The sequence below is a fragment of the Aquabacterium sp. genome (genome assembly GCF_004297345.1).
In the GTDB taxonomy this organism is placed as follows: domain Bacteria; phylum Pseudomonadota; class Gammaproteobacteria; order Burkholderiales; family Burkholderiaceae_C; genus Aquabacterium.
Map to the genome: position 1 here is coordinate 1 of NZ_SCTN01000329.1, position 15,890 is coordinate 15,890.

Sequence of the window (15,890 nt, forward strand, 5' to 3'; positions counted from 1 at the left end):
CCGCCAGCGCCTGCGCCCAGCGCGAAGCGACCGGGGCGGTTGACCTGTCCCAGCACCGACACCATATTGGCCTTCATGTCCATGACCAGGATGGACACTTGAGGCTGCTTCAGGAAGTTGCCATCCCGCAGACCGGCGGCGATCTTCTTTTCGGCATCGGACACGGCCAGTCCACCGAGCTTCACTACACCCAGCAAAGGATACGAAATGGTGCCGCTTTCGTTGATGCGGGCATCCAGTTGCAGATCCTGGTTCTGGTAGACAAAGATCCGGATCTGGTCGCCCGCGCCCAGAACGTAATCGTTCTGGCCGGCAGCGTGTGCCCCCAGACCGAACACCAGCAGCATGGTGGCCAGCAACCACCGAGCCATGTCACGCATCCACTTCATATGCAAAGGTCCTCTGAAAAATGATGATGCAATGTATCACCCGGGCATGACAAACCGATGCAGGCCTCAGGAGAGTGCAACAAAGGTTGTCTAGATCCGGTCTGAGGCAATAGGTTCCACCGAATGCCCCCAGGAAAGCCCTGCATCTCAGGCCTCAGTGCTCGGCCATGGCCAGGGTGGTCTTCTCCAGGTAGGCCCGGACCTCGCTGCCCGGCATGGGGCGCGCGATCAGGTAACCCTGCACATCGTCGCACCCCAGGGCGCGCAACATCACGAGCTGCTCGGGGGTCTCGATCCCCTCTGCCGTGGTTTCCAGGCGCAAGGCACGCGCCAGGCTGATGATGGCCGTGACCACCGCCTGAGCATCCTGATCGCTGTCGAGCGAGCGCACGAACATGCCGTCGATCTTGAGCTTGTCCATCGGGAAGCTGCGCAGGTAGGCCAGCGAGGAGTAGCCGGTGCCGAAATCGTCCATGGCCACCCGCACGCCGCGGCTGCGCAGAGCCATCAGCGTGGATTGCGCCCCGTCGTGGTCCTCGATCAGGGCTGATTCGGTGATCTCGACTTCCAGCCGCTCGGGATCCAGCCCGCTTTCCGCCAGGGCCTCATCGACCAGATCAATCACAGCTGAGCTGCGGAACTGCACTGCCGACAGGTTGACCGCCACACGCAAATCGCCCGGCCACTTGGCCGCCACACGACAGGCCTCACGCAACACCCAGTTGCCCAGGGGGACGATCTGGCCCGTCTCTTCGGCCACCGGGATGAACTCGCCCGGCCCGATCAGCCCGCGCTCGGAATGCTGCCAGCGCACCAGGGCTTCGAAGCCGATGATCTCGCCCGTGTCCAGCCGCATCTGAGGCTGGAAGAACAGCGTGAACTGGTGGGCGTTGAGCGCCTGCCCCAATTCGTGCTGCAGGCGCACGCGGGCCCGGGCGCTTTCCGCCATCTGCTGATCAAAGAAGCGATAGGTGTTGCGCCCGGCGGCCTTTGCTGCGTACAGCGCCAGATCGGCACATTGCAGCAACGACTGTGGATCCTTGCCGTCGCGAGGTGCCAGGGCCACCCCCATGCTGGCGCGCACTTCCACCATGGCGTCATCCAACTGACACGGCTCGGACAGCAACACCACCAAGCGCTCAGCCAGGGCCGCCGCTTCGTCGTGGGTGGCGTAGCGCCAGCTCAGCAAGGCGAATTCGTCACCACCCAGGCGCGCCAGCAAATCGCCGTCGGCCACGCAAGACTTCAGTCTGGCACCAACGCGGCGCAAAAGCTGATCGCCCACGCCATGGCCCAGCGAGTCATTGATGTTCTTGAAGTTATCCAGATCCAGAAACAGCAGCGAACAGGGGCGTCCAGGCGTCTGAGGATCGGCAGCGAGCTTGCTCAATTCAGAGCTGAAGCGATGGCGATTGGCCAGCCCCGTGAGCGCGTCGAAATTGGCCAGGCGCGCCAGCTCATCGCGCGTACGGCGCGTGTGGGTGACGTCCGAGCCCACGCCGCGCCAGCCTGCCGAGCGCCCGGCCTCATCCAGCAAAGGCTTGGCGGTCAGCGACCAGCACTGGATCTCGTGCCCGATCTCCACGGCAATCTCCAGATCACGAAAGGGTTGCCCCATCCGGATGCAGGTGGTCAATTGCGCCAGGGCCGCATTGGCCTCCTCGTCATCCGGCGGCAACATGCCCGACAGCAATTCGATGAAAGAGCGCTGCAGCAACGCCTTGGTGGGCATGCCAAAAGCGTGCGCCAGGCGCGCAGAAACGTGCCGCAGATGGCCCGTGGGCGAGATTTCCCACAACCAGTCAGAGGCGTGCTCTTCAAAATCGCGCAGCAGCAGATCGATGAGTTGCTTTTGCCGCTCAGTTTCAGCTTCGGCGCGCAGGCTACCCATGAACACACGGCCGTTGGTGATGCTGACCCCGGTCATGATGACCATGTAGACCAACAGGGCGATCATCAGGGCCTGACTGGTCGCGTAATTGGATTGCAGCAGCCCCACCACCGAGGTCAGGCACATGGTGATCACATAAGCCATGGCCGCAGGCACCATGGGGCTGAGCATGAACGCCCCGCCGCAAATGGTGCCAACAACCACGGTGGCCACCAGCATCGCGCCATTGTGATCGGCACTCGGAAACACGACCAGCGGCAAGATCGACCAAAGCGCGGCAAAAAAGATCACGTGCCCGACGATGACGTACTGCGCCGTTTTTTGGGCCAGCACACGCGCGCCGTTGGTGATCAACATGCGCCACCAGACGGCGGCAATCGGTAGTGCCGCGATCACGAAAATGCACCACAACGCCAGGCCAATGCTGTTGATCTTGCCCCAAAAGACCCAGCAGATCACCAGCGTGTTGATGGCGTTGCCCGTCATGATGAGTGGCAACAGCCGCATCAAGGCCTGAACCTGACGCCCACGGAAATAGGAGGCTTGCGGCCCGTCGATGGACTCTTGAGGCGAGACCTCATTGAGCCGTTCATCAAACCGCTGCTGCCACGTGTGTGCCCGAGTTGTTTTGGAAGGAGACATCCCCACCGTTCAATCCTATGTGGATAACCCTGACGGAATCGGCATTTCCCTCTGAAACTTGATATCGCCAGACGAAATCAGACGCCCTGTTCGCGGGTTTGAAGCGGCATAAGGCACGCCCGACACGGGAATTTGAGTCGCCATTTGCCTTAACATCTCCGCCCTTGCTGAGTGAAAAAGCCAACAATGAGTGCCGACAAACCTTTGTCAGATGCCGAACAGGCTCTGCGTGACGCTGCCAACGAATACCACCGCCTGCCCAATCGGGGCAAGATCGCTGTGGTGCCAACGAAGCCGCTGTCCAACCAGCGCGACCTGTCTCTGGCTTATTCACCCGGTGTGGCTTACCCCTGCCTGGCCATCGAGCAGAACCCGGACATGGCCGCCGAGTACACCTCGCGCGGCAACCTGGTGGGCGTGATCACCAACGGCACGGCCGTGCTGGGCCTGGGTGACATCGGCCCGCTGGCGTCCAAGCCGGTGATGGAGGGCAAGGGTTGCCTGTTCAAGAAGTTTGCCGGCGTCGATGTGTTCGACATCGAACTGGCCGAACGCGATCCGGACAAGCTGATCGACATGATCGCCGCCCTGGAGCCCACGCTCGGCGGCATCAACCTGGAAGACATCAAGGCGCCGGAGTGCTTCTATATCGAGAAGCAACTCAGCGCCCGCATGAACATCCCCGTGTTCCATGACGACCAGCACGGCACGGCCATCATCTCCAGCGCTGCGCTGTTGAACGGCCTGGAACTGGTGGGCAAGGACATTGGCCAGGTCAAGGTGGCCGTATCTGGCGCTGGCGCCGCAGCCATTGCCTGTCTGGACGTGATGGTTGGCCTGGGCATCAAGCGCGAAAACGTGTTCGTGTGCGACTCCAAGGGCCTGATCCACACCGACCGCACCGACAAGCTGGACGAATCCAAGCGCCGCTACGCCCAGAACACCAATGGCCGCACGCTGGCGGATGCCGTCAATGGCGCCGACGTGTTCCTGGGTTGCTCGGCAGCAGGCACTTTGAGCGCCGACATGGTCAAGACCATGGCTCCCAGCCCCATCATCCTGGCGCTGGCCAACCCCGAGCCTGAAATCCGCCCCGAGATCGCCAAGGCCGTGCGCCCTGACTGCATCATCGCGACCGGCCGCTCGGACTACCCCAACCAGGTCAACAACGTCCTGTGCTTCCCGTATATCTTCCGTGGCGCGCTCGATTGCGGCGCCACCAAGATCACGGACGAAATGAAGCTGGCCTGCGTGCGCCAGATCGCCGACCTGGCCAAGGCCGAGATCTCCGACGAAGTGGCCGCCGCCTACCCAGGCCGCGAACTGCGCTTCGGCCCGGATTACCTGATCCCCACGCCATTTGACTCGCGCCTGATCCTGCGCATCGCGCCGGCTGTGGCCGAAGCGGCGGCTGCCTCTGGCGTGGCCAAGCGCCCGATCGCCGATCTGAAGGCCTACCGAGATTCGCTGTCGCAATTCGTGAGCAACACGGGCTTGTTCATGCGCCCGCTGTTCCTGGGTGCCAAGGCCAACCCCAAGCGCATCGCCTACGCCGAGGGTGAAGACGATCGCGTGCTGCGCGCCGCCCAGATCGCGGTGGATGAAGGCATTGCCAAGCCCATTCTGATCGGCCGCCCGGACGTGATCGCCACGCGCATCGAGCGCGCCGGTCTGCGCCTGCAAGACGGCGTGAACTGCGAGATCGTCAACCCCGCCAAGGACGAGCGCTTCAAGCAGTACTACGACGCGTATCACAAGCTGCGCGCCCGTGACGGCATCACGCCCGAGCTGGCCAAGGTGGTGGTGCGCCGCTCGAACTCGCTGATCGCCACGCTGATGCTCAAACTGGGCGATGCCGACGGCATGATCTGCGGCGTCATTGGTCGCTACGATCTGCACCTGGCGCAAGTCGAAGAAGTGATCGGCGCCCGCCCCGGCGCCCACGGCCTGGCAGCGCTCAATGCCCTGATCCTGGACCAGCACAACCTGTTCATCGCCGACACCTTTGTCAACGAGAACCCCACGGCTGAACAACTGGCGGACATCGCCGCCATGGCCGTCGAGGAAGTCCAGCGCTTTGGCCTGCCCCCCCGCGTGGCCTTCCTGTCGCACTCGATGTTCGGCTCCAGCAGCCGCCCCTCGGCGCGCAAGATGCGTGAAGCCCGCGACATCTTCGTCAAGCGCATGCCCCACATCCCCGCTGACGGCGAGATGCAGGGCGACGCCGCCCTGAGCGAATCGGTGCGCAGCAAGCTGCTGCCGGACAGCACGCTGCAAGGCGCGGCCAACATCCTCATCTGCCCGAACCTGGATGCCGCCAACATCCTGTTCAATGTGCTGAAGATGACCGGCGGCAACGGTGTGACCGTGGGCCCCATCCTGCTGGGTGCTGCAGCGCCTGCGCACATCCTGACGCCTTCGGCCACCGTACGGCGTATCGTCAACATGACGGCAGTGGCCGTGGCGCACGGCACGCAAGGCGCGCAAGGCAACGCACGCTGATCCGAACCATGGCGTCTGGCTGTCAGTCAGATTGAACCCATGCCACCAAGGGCCACCACAAGGTGGCCCTGTTCGTTTCTGCCTTCGCCGCTAGACTGAGCCCATGACCACACTCGCGCGCTCGCCAGCAAACGGCACCATCTTGCAAGGCTATCTGGCGGCACTGGCCACCGTGGTGATCTGGGCAGGCTTCATCCTGATCTCGCGCCTGGGTGGCAAGACCGCCCTCACCGGCTGGGACATCGTCGCCTTGCGGCTGGGGACGGCCTCCGTGTTCCTGCTGCCCTTCTCTTTGAAGCTGCCCGCGGGCACCTGGCGCAACCAGCGCATGTGGGCCATGGCACTGATCGGTGGCTTGCTGTTTCTGATCCTGGTGTACGCGGGCTTCAAGCGCGCACCGGCTGCGCACGGCGGCATCCTGTTGCCCGGCATGCAGCCGTTTCTGGTAACAGCGCTGGCCTGGTTGCTCATGGGCGCCAGGCCATCACGCCTGCGCCTGCTGGGCCTGATCCCGATTGCCGCAGGCGTGGGCTGTGTGGCAGCGCCTCAACTGCTGGGCGCCCATGATGGGCCCTCCACCCTGAGCGGCGATCTGTTCCTGCTGGGCGGATCGCTGGCCTGGGCCACCTACAGCGTGCTGGTCAAGAAATGGGTGGTCGACGCCTGGCTGCTCACGCGCTTTGTGGCGCTGGCCTCCTGCCTGGTCTACATGCCCATCTACCTGGCCTTCCTGCCCAAGGGCGTCGACCAGGTGCCCATGTCCATGCTCTTGCTGCAGGGCCTGTATCAGGGCCTGGGCCCCACGATTGTGGCCATGCTGCTGTTCCTGCGTGCAGTGGCCATTCTGGGGGCCGAGCGCACTGGTGCGCTGGTCGCCCTGGTGCCCGTGATGGCTGGCCTGGGCGCTGTGCCCTTGCTGGGTGAGCCGCTCACGGGCTGGCTGGTGGCAGGGTTGGTGCTGGTATCAGGCGGCGCCTTTCTGTCAGCTCGCTTGAAGTAGGGCGTGCTGGCCCTGTGGGCCTTGCACGCGTTGCGCGACACAGTCATCTACAAAGACACCCGCCTGCAACTGCTTGGCCTTGTGCTTGGCCACCGCAGCGGCAGACGCCACCATCTCGGCACGGGTGAACACACCGGCAGGCACGGGCATCACGCCGGCAGACAAGGTAGTCAAAGGGAAAAAGCGCATCACGCCATCACGGTCTTCAGCCTCAATCCCGCCTTGTTGTCTGGCGATTTCGTCATAGAGCGACAAGGCCCTGTCATTGAAGGTGGCCACAGCCCGCTCGATGCGCGCCAGCCAGTCCTCGCTCTGAAACAGCACAACGAAATCATCACCGCCCACATGCCCGATGAAGTCTCGGCGCACGTCGCAATGGGCCTGCAAGGTATTGGCCAGCAGGCGAATCATTTCGTCACCACGCCAGTAGCCGTAGTAATCATTGAACGGTTTGAAGTGATTGAGATCGGCATAACAGGCCACGAACTCGGCGCCGCTGTGAAGCAGGCGATGGATGTGCATGGTCAAAGGGATGTTGCCTGGCAGGAAGGTCAAGGGATTGGCGTGACGGGCAGCCTCAATGCGCAGTTCGGTCACGGCCCGCACCAGACGCTCACCCGTGCCCATCCCCAGGTACTGGCCATCTTTGGTGATGATGAAGCCCTCGGTCAGGTACCGTTGGTCCTCTGATGTCAACACCTCAGTCAACTCGTCCAGCCCAATATGCGACTCCAACTGCAGGGGCAGCGTATTGGCGAACAGCAGACACGAGTGCTTGCCGTAAAGCTCCTTGAAATAGGGCTTGGAATACTGGTTGTAAAAGCTCTGCCGGTTGACCAGACCCATGGCCACGCCGTCCTTGATCACAGCCATGGCCTTGAGGGTTTCGTCTTCCTGAAAGCGGCTGGCCACATCCTGATGCGTCGCATCGGCCGGCAAAGGCTGCACACGTTGCATGATCTCGCCGACAGCGAAATCACTGCGTCCACTGCGCGTCTTGCTCGGCAACACGGATATCTCTCGGCTGCAGATGACGTCTCTGGCCGCAGGCAACAAGACATCAGACAAGGCGGCTTGAGGGCGCCCCAGCAGATAGCCCTGCCCCAACTCGATGCCCAGATCACGCAGCACACGCAACTCCTGCTGCGTCTCCAGCCCTTCGGCCACCATCTGCGTCCCGAAGGTTTCGGCAATGCGCTTGAGTGCCGTGATGGTCTGAACCTTGTCCGGATGATCGGCAATGTCCTTGGCAAAGTACTTGTCGATCTTGACGAAATCGGGCTTGAGCTCCGCCCACAGGCGCAGGCTTGATCGCCCGTCGCCAAAATCGTCCAGCGCCAGCTGAACGCTGTACTCACGCAAGATCGCGATGGCACGCTGCAAACCGGGCAGGTCTTCCACGCGCTCGTGCTCGGTGAGTTCAACCACCAGGCGGCTTGTCACCAGTTGCAGATCCTTGACGAGGCCCAGGATGCCGTGCGCCACCGGGTGCGCCATCAAAGCGGCCAGTGAACTCGCGCTGAGGTTGACCAGCAAACGGCCGCGCATGCCTTGCTGCGCCCAGTTCTGCAAGGCCAGCTTGACGCAATGCACTTCCAGATCGAAGTTGACGCCCTGCTCGCGAGCCGCGGCAAAGAGCGCATCAGGCGTACCCAGCGCATGCCCCTTGGGGCCGCGCACCAGGGCCTCGTGCCCGAAGACCTCGCCATCGCGCAAGCGGCCCAAGGGCTGAAAGTGCGTGGTCAGCAAACCGCAGGCCATGATCTCCTGCACGGTCATCAACTGGGGTTCGGCGCCGCCCTCAGTTGCTGTTGCATGCTCATTTGCTCGCGCCGATACCGACATGTTTTCTCCCGAAGTGATGCGGCCATATCGGAGCCCTCACTTCGAGACTTGAATGACAGTTTCGTGACAGCCCAGGCCTTTGCGGACAAGGCCTGGCCACCTCTCACAAGCCCATCTGCTTGGAGATGATCTCGTTCATGATCTCGTGCGTGCCACCACCGATCGAGAGGATGCGGTTGTCGCGGTAGAGGCGCTCGACCACGGACTCGCGCATATAGCCCATGCCGCCAAAGATCTGCACGGCTTCATACGTCACCTCATCGGCCACATCGGTCGCGAAGTTCTTGGCCATGGAGACCTCCTGGATGGCGCTCTTGCCGGCCTGCATGCGGGCCGCCACGCGGTAGGCATACTCGCGGGCCACGTCCACCTTGGTGGCCATCTCGGCCAGCTTGTGGCGGATCACCTGGTGCTTGCTCAAAGGCTTGCCGAAGGTGATGCGGTCCTTGACGTAGTCCATGCAGGCCTCCAGTGCCATCTGGGCCGTCATGTAGGCCATCACGGCCAGCGCCAGACGCTCGGCCTGGAAGTTGGCCATGATCAGCATGAAGCCCGCGTTCTCCGGGCCAATCAGGTTGCCCACGGGCACGCGCACATCCTCGAAGAACAGCTCGGCCGTATCAGACGCCCACCAGCCCATCTTCTTGAGATTGCGGCCCACCGAGAAGCCCGGCGTGCCCTTTTCGATCAGCAGCAGCGACACGCCCGCATAACCTTCGCCGCCTGTGCGCACGGCCACGGTGTAGTAGTCGGCACGCACGCCGGACGTGATGAAGGTCTTGGATCCATTGACGACATAGTGGTCGCCATCGCGCACGGCGCGCGTCTTCAGGTTGGCCACGTCAGAGCCACCGCCGGGCTCGGTGATGGCCAGGGCGGCGATCTTGTCGCCAGCCAATACCGCCGGCACCACACGCTGCTGCACTTCGGGCGAGGCGCCGCGCCAGACGGGGGGCGTGCCGATGTCCAGCGAGCCCAGGCTGGCCACCAGACCGCCTGAGGTGCTGCGCATCAGCTCTTCACTGACGGCCAGTTTCATGAAGACATCGTCGGCATAGCTGCCGCCCAGGTGCTCAGGATGGCCGATTCCCAGGATACCCAGATCGCCCGCCTTCTTGTACAACTCACGCGGGAAGCTGCCAGCCTCTTCCCACTCGGCGATATGTGGCTTGATTTCCTGCTCGACGAAGCGGCGCGCGGTGGCGCGGGCCATCTCGTGGGTCTCGTTGAAGTAGGTCACGAAGGGGGTTGTGCTGCTCATGCTGGCGTCTCCTGTGTCGGCCGACCGGGTGCGGCCTTGTTTGCATGCCCAATACTACAATCAATTTACCAAGACGGCCACCGATTGACGCAAACGTAAAGCATCGGTACAGTCACCGTCATTCATCTCCACACCAACACGATTTCCGAGGACGACACCCATGAGCGCGCAACACTACGACAGCATCTTCCGATCCGGTCTGTTCACCGGCCAGGTCCATGTGGTCACTGGTGGGGGCAGCGGCATCGGGCGCTGCGTGGCGCATGAACTGGCGGCACTGGGCGCCACCGTGGTCATCACGGGCCGCAATGAAGAGAAACTGGCCCGCGTGGTGGCCGAGATCACGGAAGACGGCGGCAAGGCCGATTCCTTTGCCTTTGACATCCGCGACGAAGATCAGGTCAAGACCGCCGTGGCCGCCATTGTGGCCAAGCATGGCCAGATCCATGGCCTGGTGAACAACGCCGGCGGCCAGTTCCCCTCGCCCATGAACATGATCTCCAAGCGAGGCTTCGACGCCGTGGTCACGAACAACCTAACGGGCGGCTTCCTGATGATGCGCGAGGTCTTCAACCAGACCATGATGAAGAACGGCGGCGCCATTGTGAACATGACGGCCGATATGTGGAACGGCATGCCCGGCATGGCGCACTCTGGTGCAGCGCGCTCGGGCATGGCCAACCTGACCAAGACGGCGGCTTACGAATGGGCGGCATCGCATGTGCGCGTCAACGCCGTGGCGCCTGGCTGGATTGCATCGAGCGGCATGGACAGCTACGGCCCGGCCATGGCGCCCATGATCCGCGTGCTGAAAGACAACCTGCCCGCCAAGCGCATGGGCCTGGAAGCTGAGGTCAGCTCGGTGATCTGCTTCCTGCTGAGCCCTGGCGCCTCCTTCGTCACCGGCATCACGGTGGCCATTGATGGCGGCGCGCCACTGCACAGCCCCGTCATGCCCACACCCAACCATGCAGGCGCGCCCAGCTACGACGGCTTCCATCGCTCGATCGTGCCAGAGGTCCTGAAGAACCTGTAAGTCGCCAAAACCCCCATCTGGCCGTGGTTGATCTTGCTTCTGCGCAAATCAACCCGCCCGCCGCTTGATACCCTGGGCCTCCCATCATCAAGTTCAGCGGAGTCATCCATGGCCTCATTGCGCATGACCATTCTTGCCCTGTGCCTGCTGGGCGCCAGTGTCCCCGCGATGACTGCCAGCGACTGGGAGCCTGTACGCCAGCCCCAAAGCCGCGAGGACGTTGGCACCTGGGTGCGCAGTGTGGACGGCATGACCGTCAAGGCCTTCAAAGGCACGACCGAGGTTCACCAGTCGGCTTTGACCGTGCTGGCTGTGCTGGCAGACACGAGCGGCCTCAACAACTGGGTCTATCACTGCAAAAGCAGCGGCCCGGCCGACAAGTTTCCGCCAGACCACACCTACGCACGCTTCAAGGGCATCTGGCCCGCGTCGGATCGCGACGTGATGTTCCGCTCAGCCGTCAGCCAGCAAGCAGACGGCAGCATCGTCCTCGACTCCAATCAGGTGATCGGTTATCCGCAGCAAGACGGTCATGTGCGCATGCCCTATCTGCACAATACCTTCAAGCTGGTGCCACTCAAGGGCAACTGGACACGCGTGGAATTCGAAACCCAGATCGATCTGGGCGGGCTCGTGCCGGACTGGCTGGCCAACGCGGTGTCGACCAAGGCCCCGCTCGTGACGTTGGAGGGGCTGCGCAAGCAAGTCGAGCAACCACGCTACCAGATCAAATCCATGAACGACCTGCCGGCCTACTACCGCAAAGGCAAACCCATGGTGCTGCCTGAAGGCCATCTGGCGCCCTGATACCGACGGGGGTCACGCCTCGGGCAGGGCCGCATCGATGCCTGCCAGCACCTGCTCCATTTCCTTGGCCATCACAGAGACAGCCTGCGCCACCTGATCGGCCGGAGCCTGTGCCTGCACCTCACTCGCTACCTGTTGACACGCATGGGCCAGGCCCGATGCCCCCAAGGTATTGGCCACGCTTTGCATGGTGTGCAGCAAGCGCTTGACCGTCTCTTGATCACCTTGCCGCCATGCCTCCTGCCATTGCGAAACGAAATGGCGCTCCCGCTCAACGAAGATGCGCAGCATGCGTCTGTACAAGGTCGCGTTGCCCAAGGTGCGCTTCAGACCAGCACTCATATCGATTCCGGGCAAGCTTGATGGCAAACCGCTGGACACCGAAGTAGCTGGTGCAGAAAGATCTGCCCGATCTGCTGGGCGAGCCCACTTTGCCAGCGTGCTGTAGAACTCCTCCACGTCAATGGGCTTGGCCACGTGGTCGTTCATGCCAACCGACAACGCGCGCTCCTTGTCACCCAGCATGGCGTTGGCCGTCATGGCAATGACTGGCAGGCTCTGCCAGGCAGGATTCGCCCGGATCTGCCCTGTGGCTGTGTAGCCATCCATGCCGGGCATCTGGCAGTCCATCAGCACAAGGTCAAAGACTTGCTCGGCCAGCAGGTTCAACGCAGTCTGACCATCCTTGGCGACCGTGACGATCACCCCAACACGCTGCATCAACTCGGTGGCCAGTTCCTGGTTGATTTCATTGTCTTCTGCCAGCAGCACGCGCACACCCGCCAGGCGCTTTTGGTGATCGTTCAATCGCTGTTTGATGTCTGACTGCGGCGCCACCACCGCCACATCCGACGGCGACACCAGCACGCGCTGACACGCATCATGCAAGGACGACGGCGTGACCGGCTTGGTCAACACCGCCTGTACTTGCACATCTTCCTGGCGCATGCGACGCAACACCTCATCTCGGCTGAATGCCGTGACCATCAGAACCTGAGGTCGATCGTGCCCGGCGCGCGTCAGACGCTTGGCACAACCGACGCCATCCAGCCCCGGCATCTTCCAGTCCAGCAAGACCAACTGGAACGGACGCCCCGCATCGCTGGCCTCGTGAACCATCCGCAGAGCCTGTTCGCCATCGTGGGCCTCATCCACCTCAAAGCCCATGTGCCCCGCCATGCCCGCCAGTACTTCTCTGGCAGCTGCGTTGTCATCCACCACAAGCAAGCGTTCGCCTGCGGGCACGGGCAGCGCGCCGCCATGCGGTTGGGCGCGCGACACCCCCAAACCCATGCGGAGGTTGAAATAGAAGGTGCTGCCCTTGCCTTCGTGGCTCTCCACCTCGATGCTCGAACCCATCATGCGCACCAGGCGCTGGCTGATGGCCAGGCCCAAGCCGGTTCCACCGAAACGCCGCGAGGTGGACATCTCAGCCTGCGTAAAGGGCGTGAACAGACGCTCTTGCTGCGCCTCGCTCATGCCCACGCCCGTGTCCTTGACCCAAAAGCGCAGCACAACCGCATCCTCGACACGCTCCACCTCATCGACACCAACCGTGACCTCGCCTTTGCTGGTGAACTTCACCGCATTGGCAGCCAGATTGACCAGCACCTGATGCAGCCGCAAAGGATCACCCAGGACGCGATCAGGCACACCAGGTGACTGCACCAGCAGCAACTCCAGATCCTTCTCCTCGGCTTTCAACCCGATCAGATCAGCCAGTCCAGCCAGCGTGTCGTACAAGCTGAATTCAACCGATTCAATATCCAGCTTGCCCGCCTCGATCTTGGAAAAATCCAGGATGTCGTTGATGATGCCCAGCAACAACTTGGCCGACGTGTGCACCTTCTGCACGTAGTTGCGTTGCCGCGCATCCAGGCCGCTTTGCAAGGCCAGCTCCGACATGCCGATGATGGCATTCATGGGCGTGCGGATCTCGTGACTCATATTGGCCAGGAACTCGCTCTTGGCCTCATTGGCCAGCACAGCCGCTTCCTTTTCAATGGTCAACTGCTGGCTGCGCGATTCCATCTCACGGCGTTTGCCGATCTCGTTCATGAGAGACAAGCGCATGCCGTTGATGGAACCCACGAGGGCATCGATCTCATCGCGCCGATGCGCATGCCGTTCGGGCAGCGTCAAAGCGGTATCGAGGTTATCGATGGACAGATTGGACGAGAAGCGTGCGATCCGCGTGAGGTGCCGCATGACCAGCAGCCGCATGCCGATCACGATGGCAAAGGCCAGCACGGTGGTGCGCACCACCTCGGCCACGATGATCGTCAGTGCGGTTTCCTTCAGCCTGGCGAACAAGCCTTCCAGCGTCACCTCAACCTGCAGTTGCCCGATGACCTGGCGCTGAGCCGGCCGCACGGGATCAACGTAAGTCAGGTCATAAACCCTGCGCAAGGTCGGCACGACAAAACTCAGCACAGCCGGACTGGCATGCGGCTGCCCGATCGACTTCACACGAAATGGCAAATCGCCCGTGACATCGACATAGGTCACGTCCGGCAGTTGCGCGATACCGTCCAACTGCTTTTCGATCAAGGCCTGATCCAGCAACCACACATTGGCCGTCAAAGCCGGCACATGGCTGGACTCGATCAAGTGCAGGTTGTCCTCCACCGTGCGCAGGCCAGCCCGATAACCACCATAGATCTGATACGCCGCAGCAAGCAACGCGATCACCAGACTGATCATCAACACCAGCAGGGTCATCCGCCTTGTGATCGCATACTTCATGATTCAAGGCCTCCGATCAAGGTTGCAACTCCCGCTTGAATGCAGACAGCATGCGATCGTATTCGCCATTGGCCTTGATCGCCTGCAGGCCCTTCTCGAACAGTTGCGACATGCGCTTGCCATCCGGATGCGCCCGCGAAAAGCTGACCCAGAAGCTGTCTACACCGATGGCGCCCACCCGCTTGATCTGATCCTTGAGCGCAGGCTCGTGCTTGATGCGGTAGTAGCCCGGCATCGTGTTGAGCAGGATGTAGTTCACGCGCCTGGCCACCAGCATCTTGACCAGGTTGCCATCCGACACAGCACTCAGCTTCGTGATGCGCGGGTTCTGCATGAAATCGGTTGGATAGGTATAGCCAATGGTGACACCCACTGACTGCCCTTCCAGATCCTTTTGCCTCAACTCGCGTACATCTGCATCAGCGCGAGCGAAGATGCCCAACTCTTCCTGAAACAAGGGTGTGGGGTGCCAATAGAACAAGTCCTTGTTGGCCTCTGTTCGAGTGGTATCGAAACAGCCGACCACCGCGCCCTTTTCGGCGTAGTGCAGGCACCGTGAGAAGGGCACGACCTGAAAACGCACCTCGACGTCCTGGGTCTTGAATGCAGCCTTGACCAGGGCAGGCGCCAGGCCTTCCGGGCCGGCCCTGTCAGCCCTCATGGACGAGTAAGGAGCCCAATCATCCTCTGCGGCCACCGTGACCACCTCAGTGGCCATGGCAGAACCACACCATCCTGCCGCGACAAGCAGCACCAACCACGAGGTCCACATTCTTGTCCGCCACCTAGTCCGAGTAGGCATTTATGATCTCCTCATCGAACAATGTAGCGTCTTTCACTCGCGCCAGGTAGCCTCACTAGATCGGTATCTGCCCCTGCTCTGCGTTTGACTCGCGCAACAGCAACGCACGCTTGCGTGCCACGCCCCAGCGGTAGCCTGACAGCCCGCCGTCACTTCTGACGACACGGTGGCAAGGAATGGCCACGGCCAGAGGATTGGCCGCACACGCCCCGGCTACGGCACGCACGGCCTTGGGTGCGCCAATGCGTTGCGCCAGTTCGCTGTAGCTCACTGTTTGCCCAACGGGCACGGCACGCAAAGCCTGCCAGACACGCTGCTGAAAAGCCGTACCCTGGATGTCCAGAGGCAAAAGCAAACCCAGCTGCGGCGCTTCGATCAAGCCGACCACCTGGGCCATCCATTGCTCAAAACCAGCGTCGGCACCAATCAACTCCGCCGCCGCAAACCGATCCTGCAGATCACGCAACAACGCGTCAGGCTCATCACCCATCAAGATGGCGCAAACGCCGCGCTCGCTGGCCGCCACCAACACAGCGCCCAAGTTGCACTGCCCCACAGCAAACCGGATGCGTTTGTCTCGCCCACCGGCTTTGTAGTCGCCTGGGGTCATGCCCAGCACCGCGTCCGTCTGTTCGTAGAAGCGCCCGCTGGAGTTATAGCCCGCGTCGTACATGGCCTGGGTCACGGTGCCGCTTTGCAGCAAGGCTTCCCTCACCCGCCTGGCTCGTTGTGCCGCGGCATAGGCTTTGGGCGTCAAGCCTGTCTGGGCCTTGAACACGCGCTGCAAATGCGTGGCACTCCACCCGACCACATCTGCCAGCTCGGCCAGGCTGGGCTCCGAGCCGGCCTGCTCAATGTATCGGCACAGCGCCACCACTTTGTCTGTCGAGGAATCTGCCACGTCTGCACTCTGCATGCCTTGTCGAAGGCCTCACTGTAGCGACAAGCAGCGCAGCCGGCACTCCGATTC

General features: G+C 62.2%; 11 protein-coding genes. 4 read left to right on the top strand and 7 right to left on the bottom strand.

The annotated features are described in order from the left end of the window. Both EPO09_RS11770 and EPO09_RS11775 read right to left on the bottom strand, forming a co-directional pair. Positions 1 to 389: polysaccharide biosynthesis/export family protein (locus tag EPO09_RS11770; RefSeq protein WP_290643297.1), on the bottom strand; the 389-nt coding region annotated here is incomplete at its 3' end. Positions 390 to 543: 154 nt separating this feature from the next. Further along, positions 544 to 2,922 carry an EAL domain-containing protein gene (locus EPO09_RS11775; RefSeq protein ID WP_290643299.1) on the bottom strand — a complete coding sequence of 793 codons (2,379 nt, stop codon included), beginning with the start codon at positions 2,920 to 2,922 and terminating at the stop codon, positions 544 to 546. A gap of 186 nt (positions 2,923 to 3,108) precedes the next feature. On the opposite strand from EPO09_RS11775, the gene EPO09_RS11780 reads away from it, so the two are divergent. Continuing rightward, positions 3,109 to 5,424, top strand: coding sequence for an NADP-dependent malic enzyme (locus EPO09_RS11780; protein WP_290643301.1), 2,316 nt, complete (start codon positions 3,109 to 3,111; stop codon positions 5,422 to 5,424). Between the two features lie 103 nt (positions 5,425 to 5,527). Further along, on the top strand, positions 5,528 to 6,424 hold the full coding sequence (locus tag EPO09_RS11785; protein WP_290643303.1) for a DMT family transporter: 897 nt from the start codon (positions 5,528 to 5,530) through the stop codon (positions 6,422 to 6,424). Here the strand turns inward: EPO09_RS11785 and EPO09_RS11790 are convergent. Beyond that, positions 6,407 to 8,269 carry a phosphodiesterase gene (locus EPO09_RS11790; RefSeq protein WP_290643305.1) on the bottom strand — a complete coding sequence of 621 codons (1,863 nt, stop codon included), beginning with the start codon at positions 8,267 to 8,269 and terminating at the stop codon, positions 6,407 to 6,409. The two genes, EPO09_RS11785 and EPO09_RS11790, sit on opposite strands and share 18 nt — an antisense overlap. Before the next feature lie 103 nt (positions 8,270 to 8,372). Then, positions 8,373 to 9,530 carry an acyl-CoA dehydrogenase family protein gene (locus EPO09_RS11795; protein ID WP_290643308.1) on the bottom strand — a complete coding sequence of 386 codons (1,158 nt, stop codon included), beginning with the start codon at positions 9,528 to 9,530 and terminating at the stop codon, positions 8,373 to 8,375. 160 nt (positions 9,531 to 9,690) lie between these two features. Between EPO09_RS11795 and EPO09_RS11800 the strand changes: the two genes are divergently transcribed. Continuing rightward, entirely contained in the window at positions 9,691 to 10,566 is an 876-nt protein-coding gene (locus EPO09_RS11800; RefSeq protein ID WP_290643309.1) for an SDR family oxidoreductase, read from the top strand. Positions 10,567 to 10,674: 108 nt separating this feature from the next. Further along, positions 10,675 to 11,373 carry a hypothetical protein gene (locus tag EPO09_RS11805; protein WP_290643311.1) on the top strand — a complete coding sequence of 233 codons (699 nt, stop codon included), beginning with the start codon at positions 10,675 to 10,677 and terminating at the stop codon, positions 11,371 to 11,373. Between the two features lie 12 nt (positions 11,374 to 11,385). On the opposite strand, the gene EPO09_RS11810 is transcribed toward EPO09_RS11805, so the two are convergent. The 3 genes from EPO09_RS11810 to ada form a co-directional block, all read right to left on the bottom strand. Continuing rightward, positions 11,386 to 14,118 carry a response regulator gene (locus EPO09_RS11810; RefSeq protein ID WP_290643313.1) on the bottom strand — a complete coding sequence of 911 codons (2,733 nt, stop codon included), beginning with the start codon at positions 14,116 to 14,118 and terminating at the stop codon, positions 11,386 to 11,388. A gap of 16 nt (positions 14,119 to 14,134) precedes the next feature. Beyond that, positions 14,135 to 14,836 (bottom strand): ABC transporter substrate-binding protein, encoded by a 702-nt coding sequence (locus EPO09_RS11815; RefSeq protein WP_290643315.1) that lies wholly within the window; start codon positions 14,834 to 14,836, stop codon positions 14,135 to 14,137. 139 nt (positions 14,837 to 14,975) lie between these two features. Continuing rightward, positions 14,976 to 15,836, bottom strand: coding sequence for a bifunctional DNA-binding transcriptional regulator/O6-methylguanine-DNA methyltransferase Ada (gene ada / locus EPO09_RS11820; RefSeq protein ID WP_290643317.1), 861 nt, complete (start codon positions 15,834 to 15,836; stop codon positions 14,976 to 14,978). Positions 15,837 to 15,890 lie beyond the last annotated feature (54 nt).

Coding starts and splice junctions, on each gene's coding strand:
- EPO09_RS11775 (WP_290643299.1), bottom strand. CDS start 2,922: ATGTCTCCTTCCAAAACAACTCGGGCACACACGTGGCAGCAGCGGTTT.
- EPO09_RS11795 (WP_290643308.1), bottom strand. CDS start 9,530: ATGAGCAGCACAACCCCCTTCGTGACCTACTTCAACGAGACCCACGAG.
- EPO09_RS11790 (WP_290643305.1), bottom strand. CDS start 8,269: ATGTCGGTATCGGCGCGAGCAAATGAGCATGCAACAGCAACTGAGGGC.
- EPO09_RS11810 (WP_290643313.1), bottom strand. CDS start 14,118: ATGAAGTATGCGATCACAAGGCGGATGACCCTGCTGGTGTTGATGATC.
- EPO09_RS11805 (WP_290643311.1), top strand. CDS start 10,675: ATGGCCTCATTGCGCATGACCATTCTTGCCCTGTGCCTGCTGGGCGCC.
- ada (WP_290643317.1), bottom strand. CDS start 15,836: ATGCAGAGTGCAGACGTGGCAGATTCCTCGACAGACAAAGTGGTGGCG.
- EPO09_RS11780 (WP_290643301.1), top strand. CDS start 3,109: ATGAGTGCCGACAAACCTTTGTCAGATGCCGAACAGGCTCTGCGTGAC.
- EPO09_RS11800 (WP_290643309.1), top strand. CDS start 9,691: ATGAGCGCGCAACACTACGACAGCATCTTCCGATCCGGTCTGTTCACC.
- EPO09_RS11815 (WP_290643315.1), bottom strand. CDS start 14,836: ATGGCCACTGAGGTGGTCACGGTGGCCGCAGAGGATGATTGGGCTCCT.
- EPO09_RS11785 (WP_290643303.1), top strand. CDS start 5,528: ATGACCACACTCGCGCGCTCGCCAGCAAACGGCACCATCTTGCAAGGC.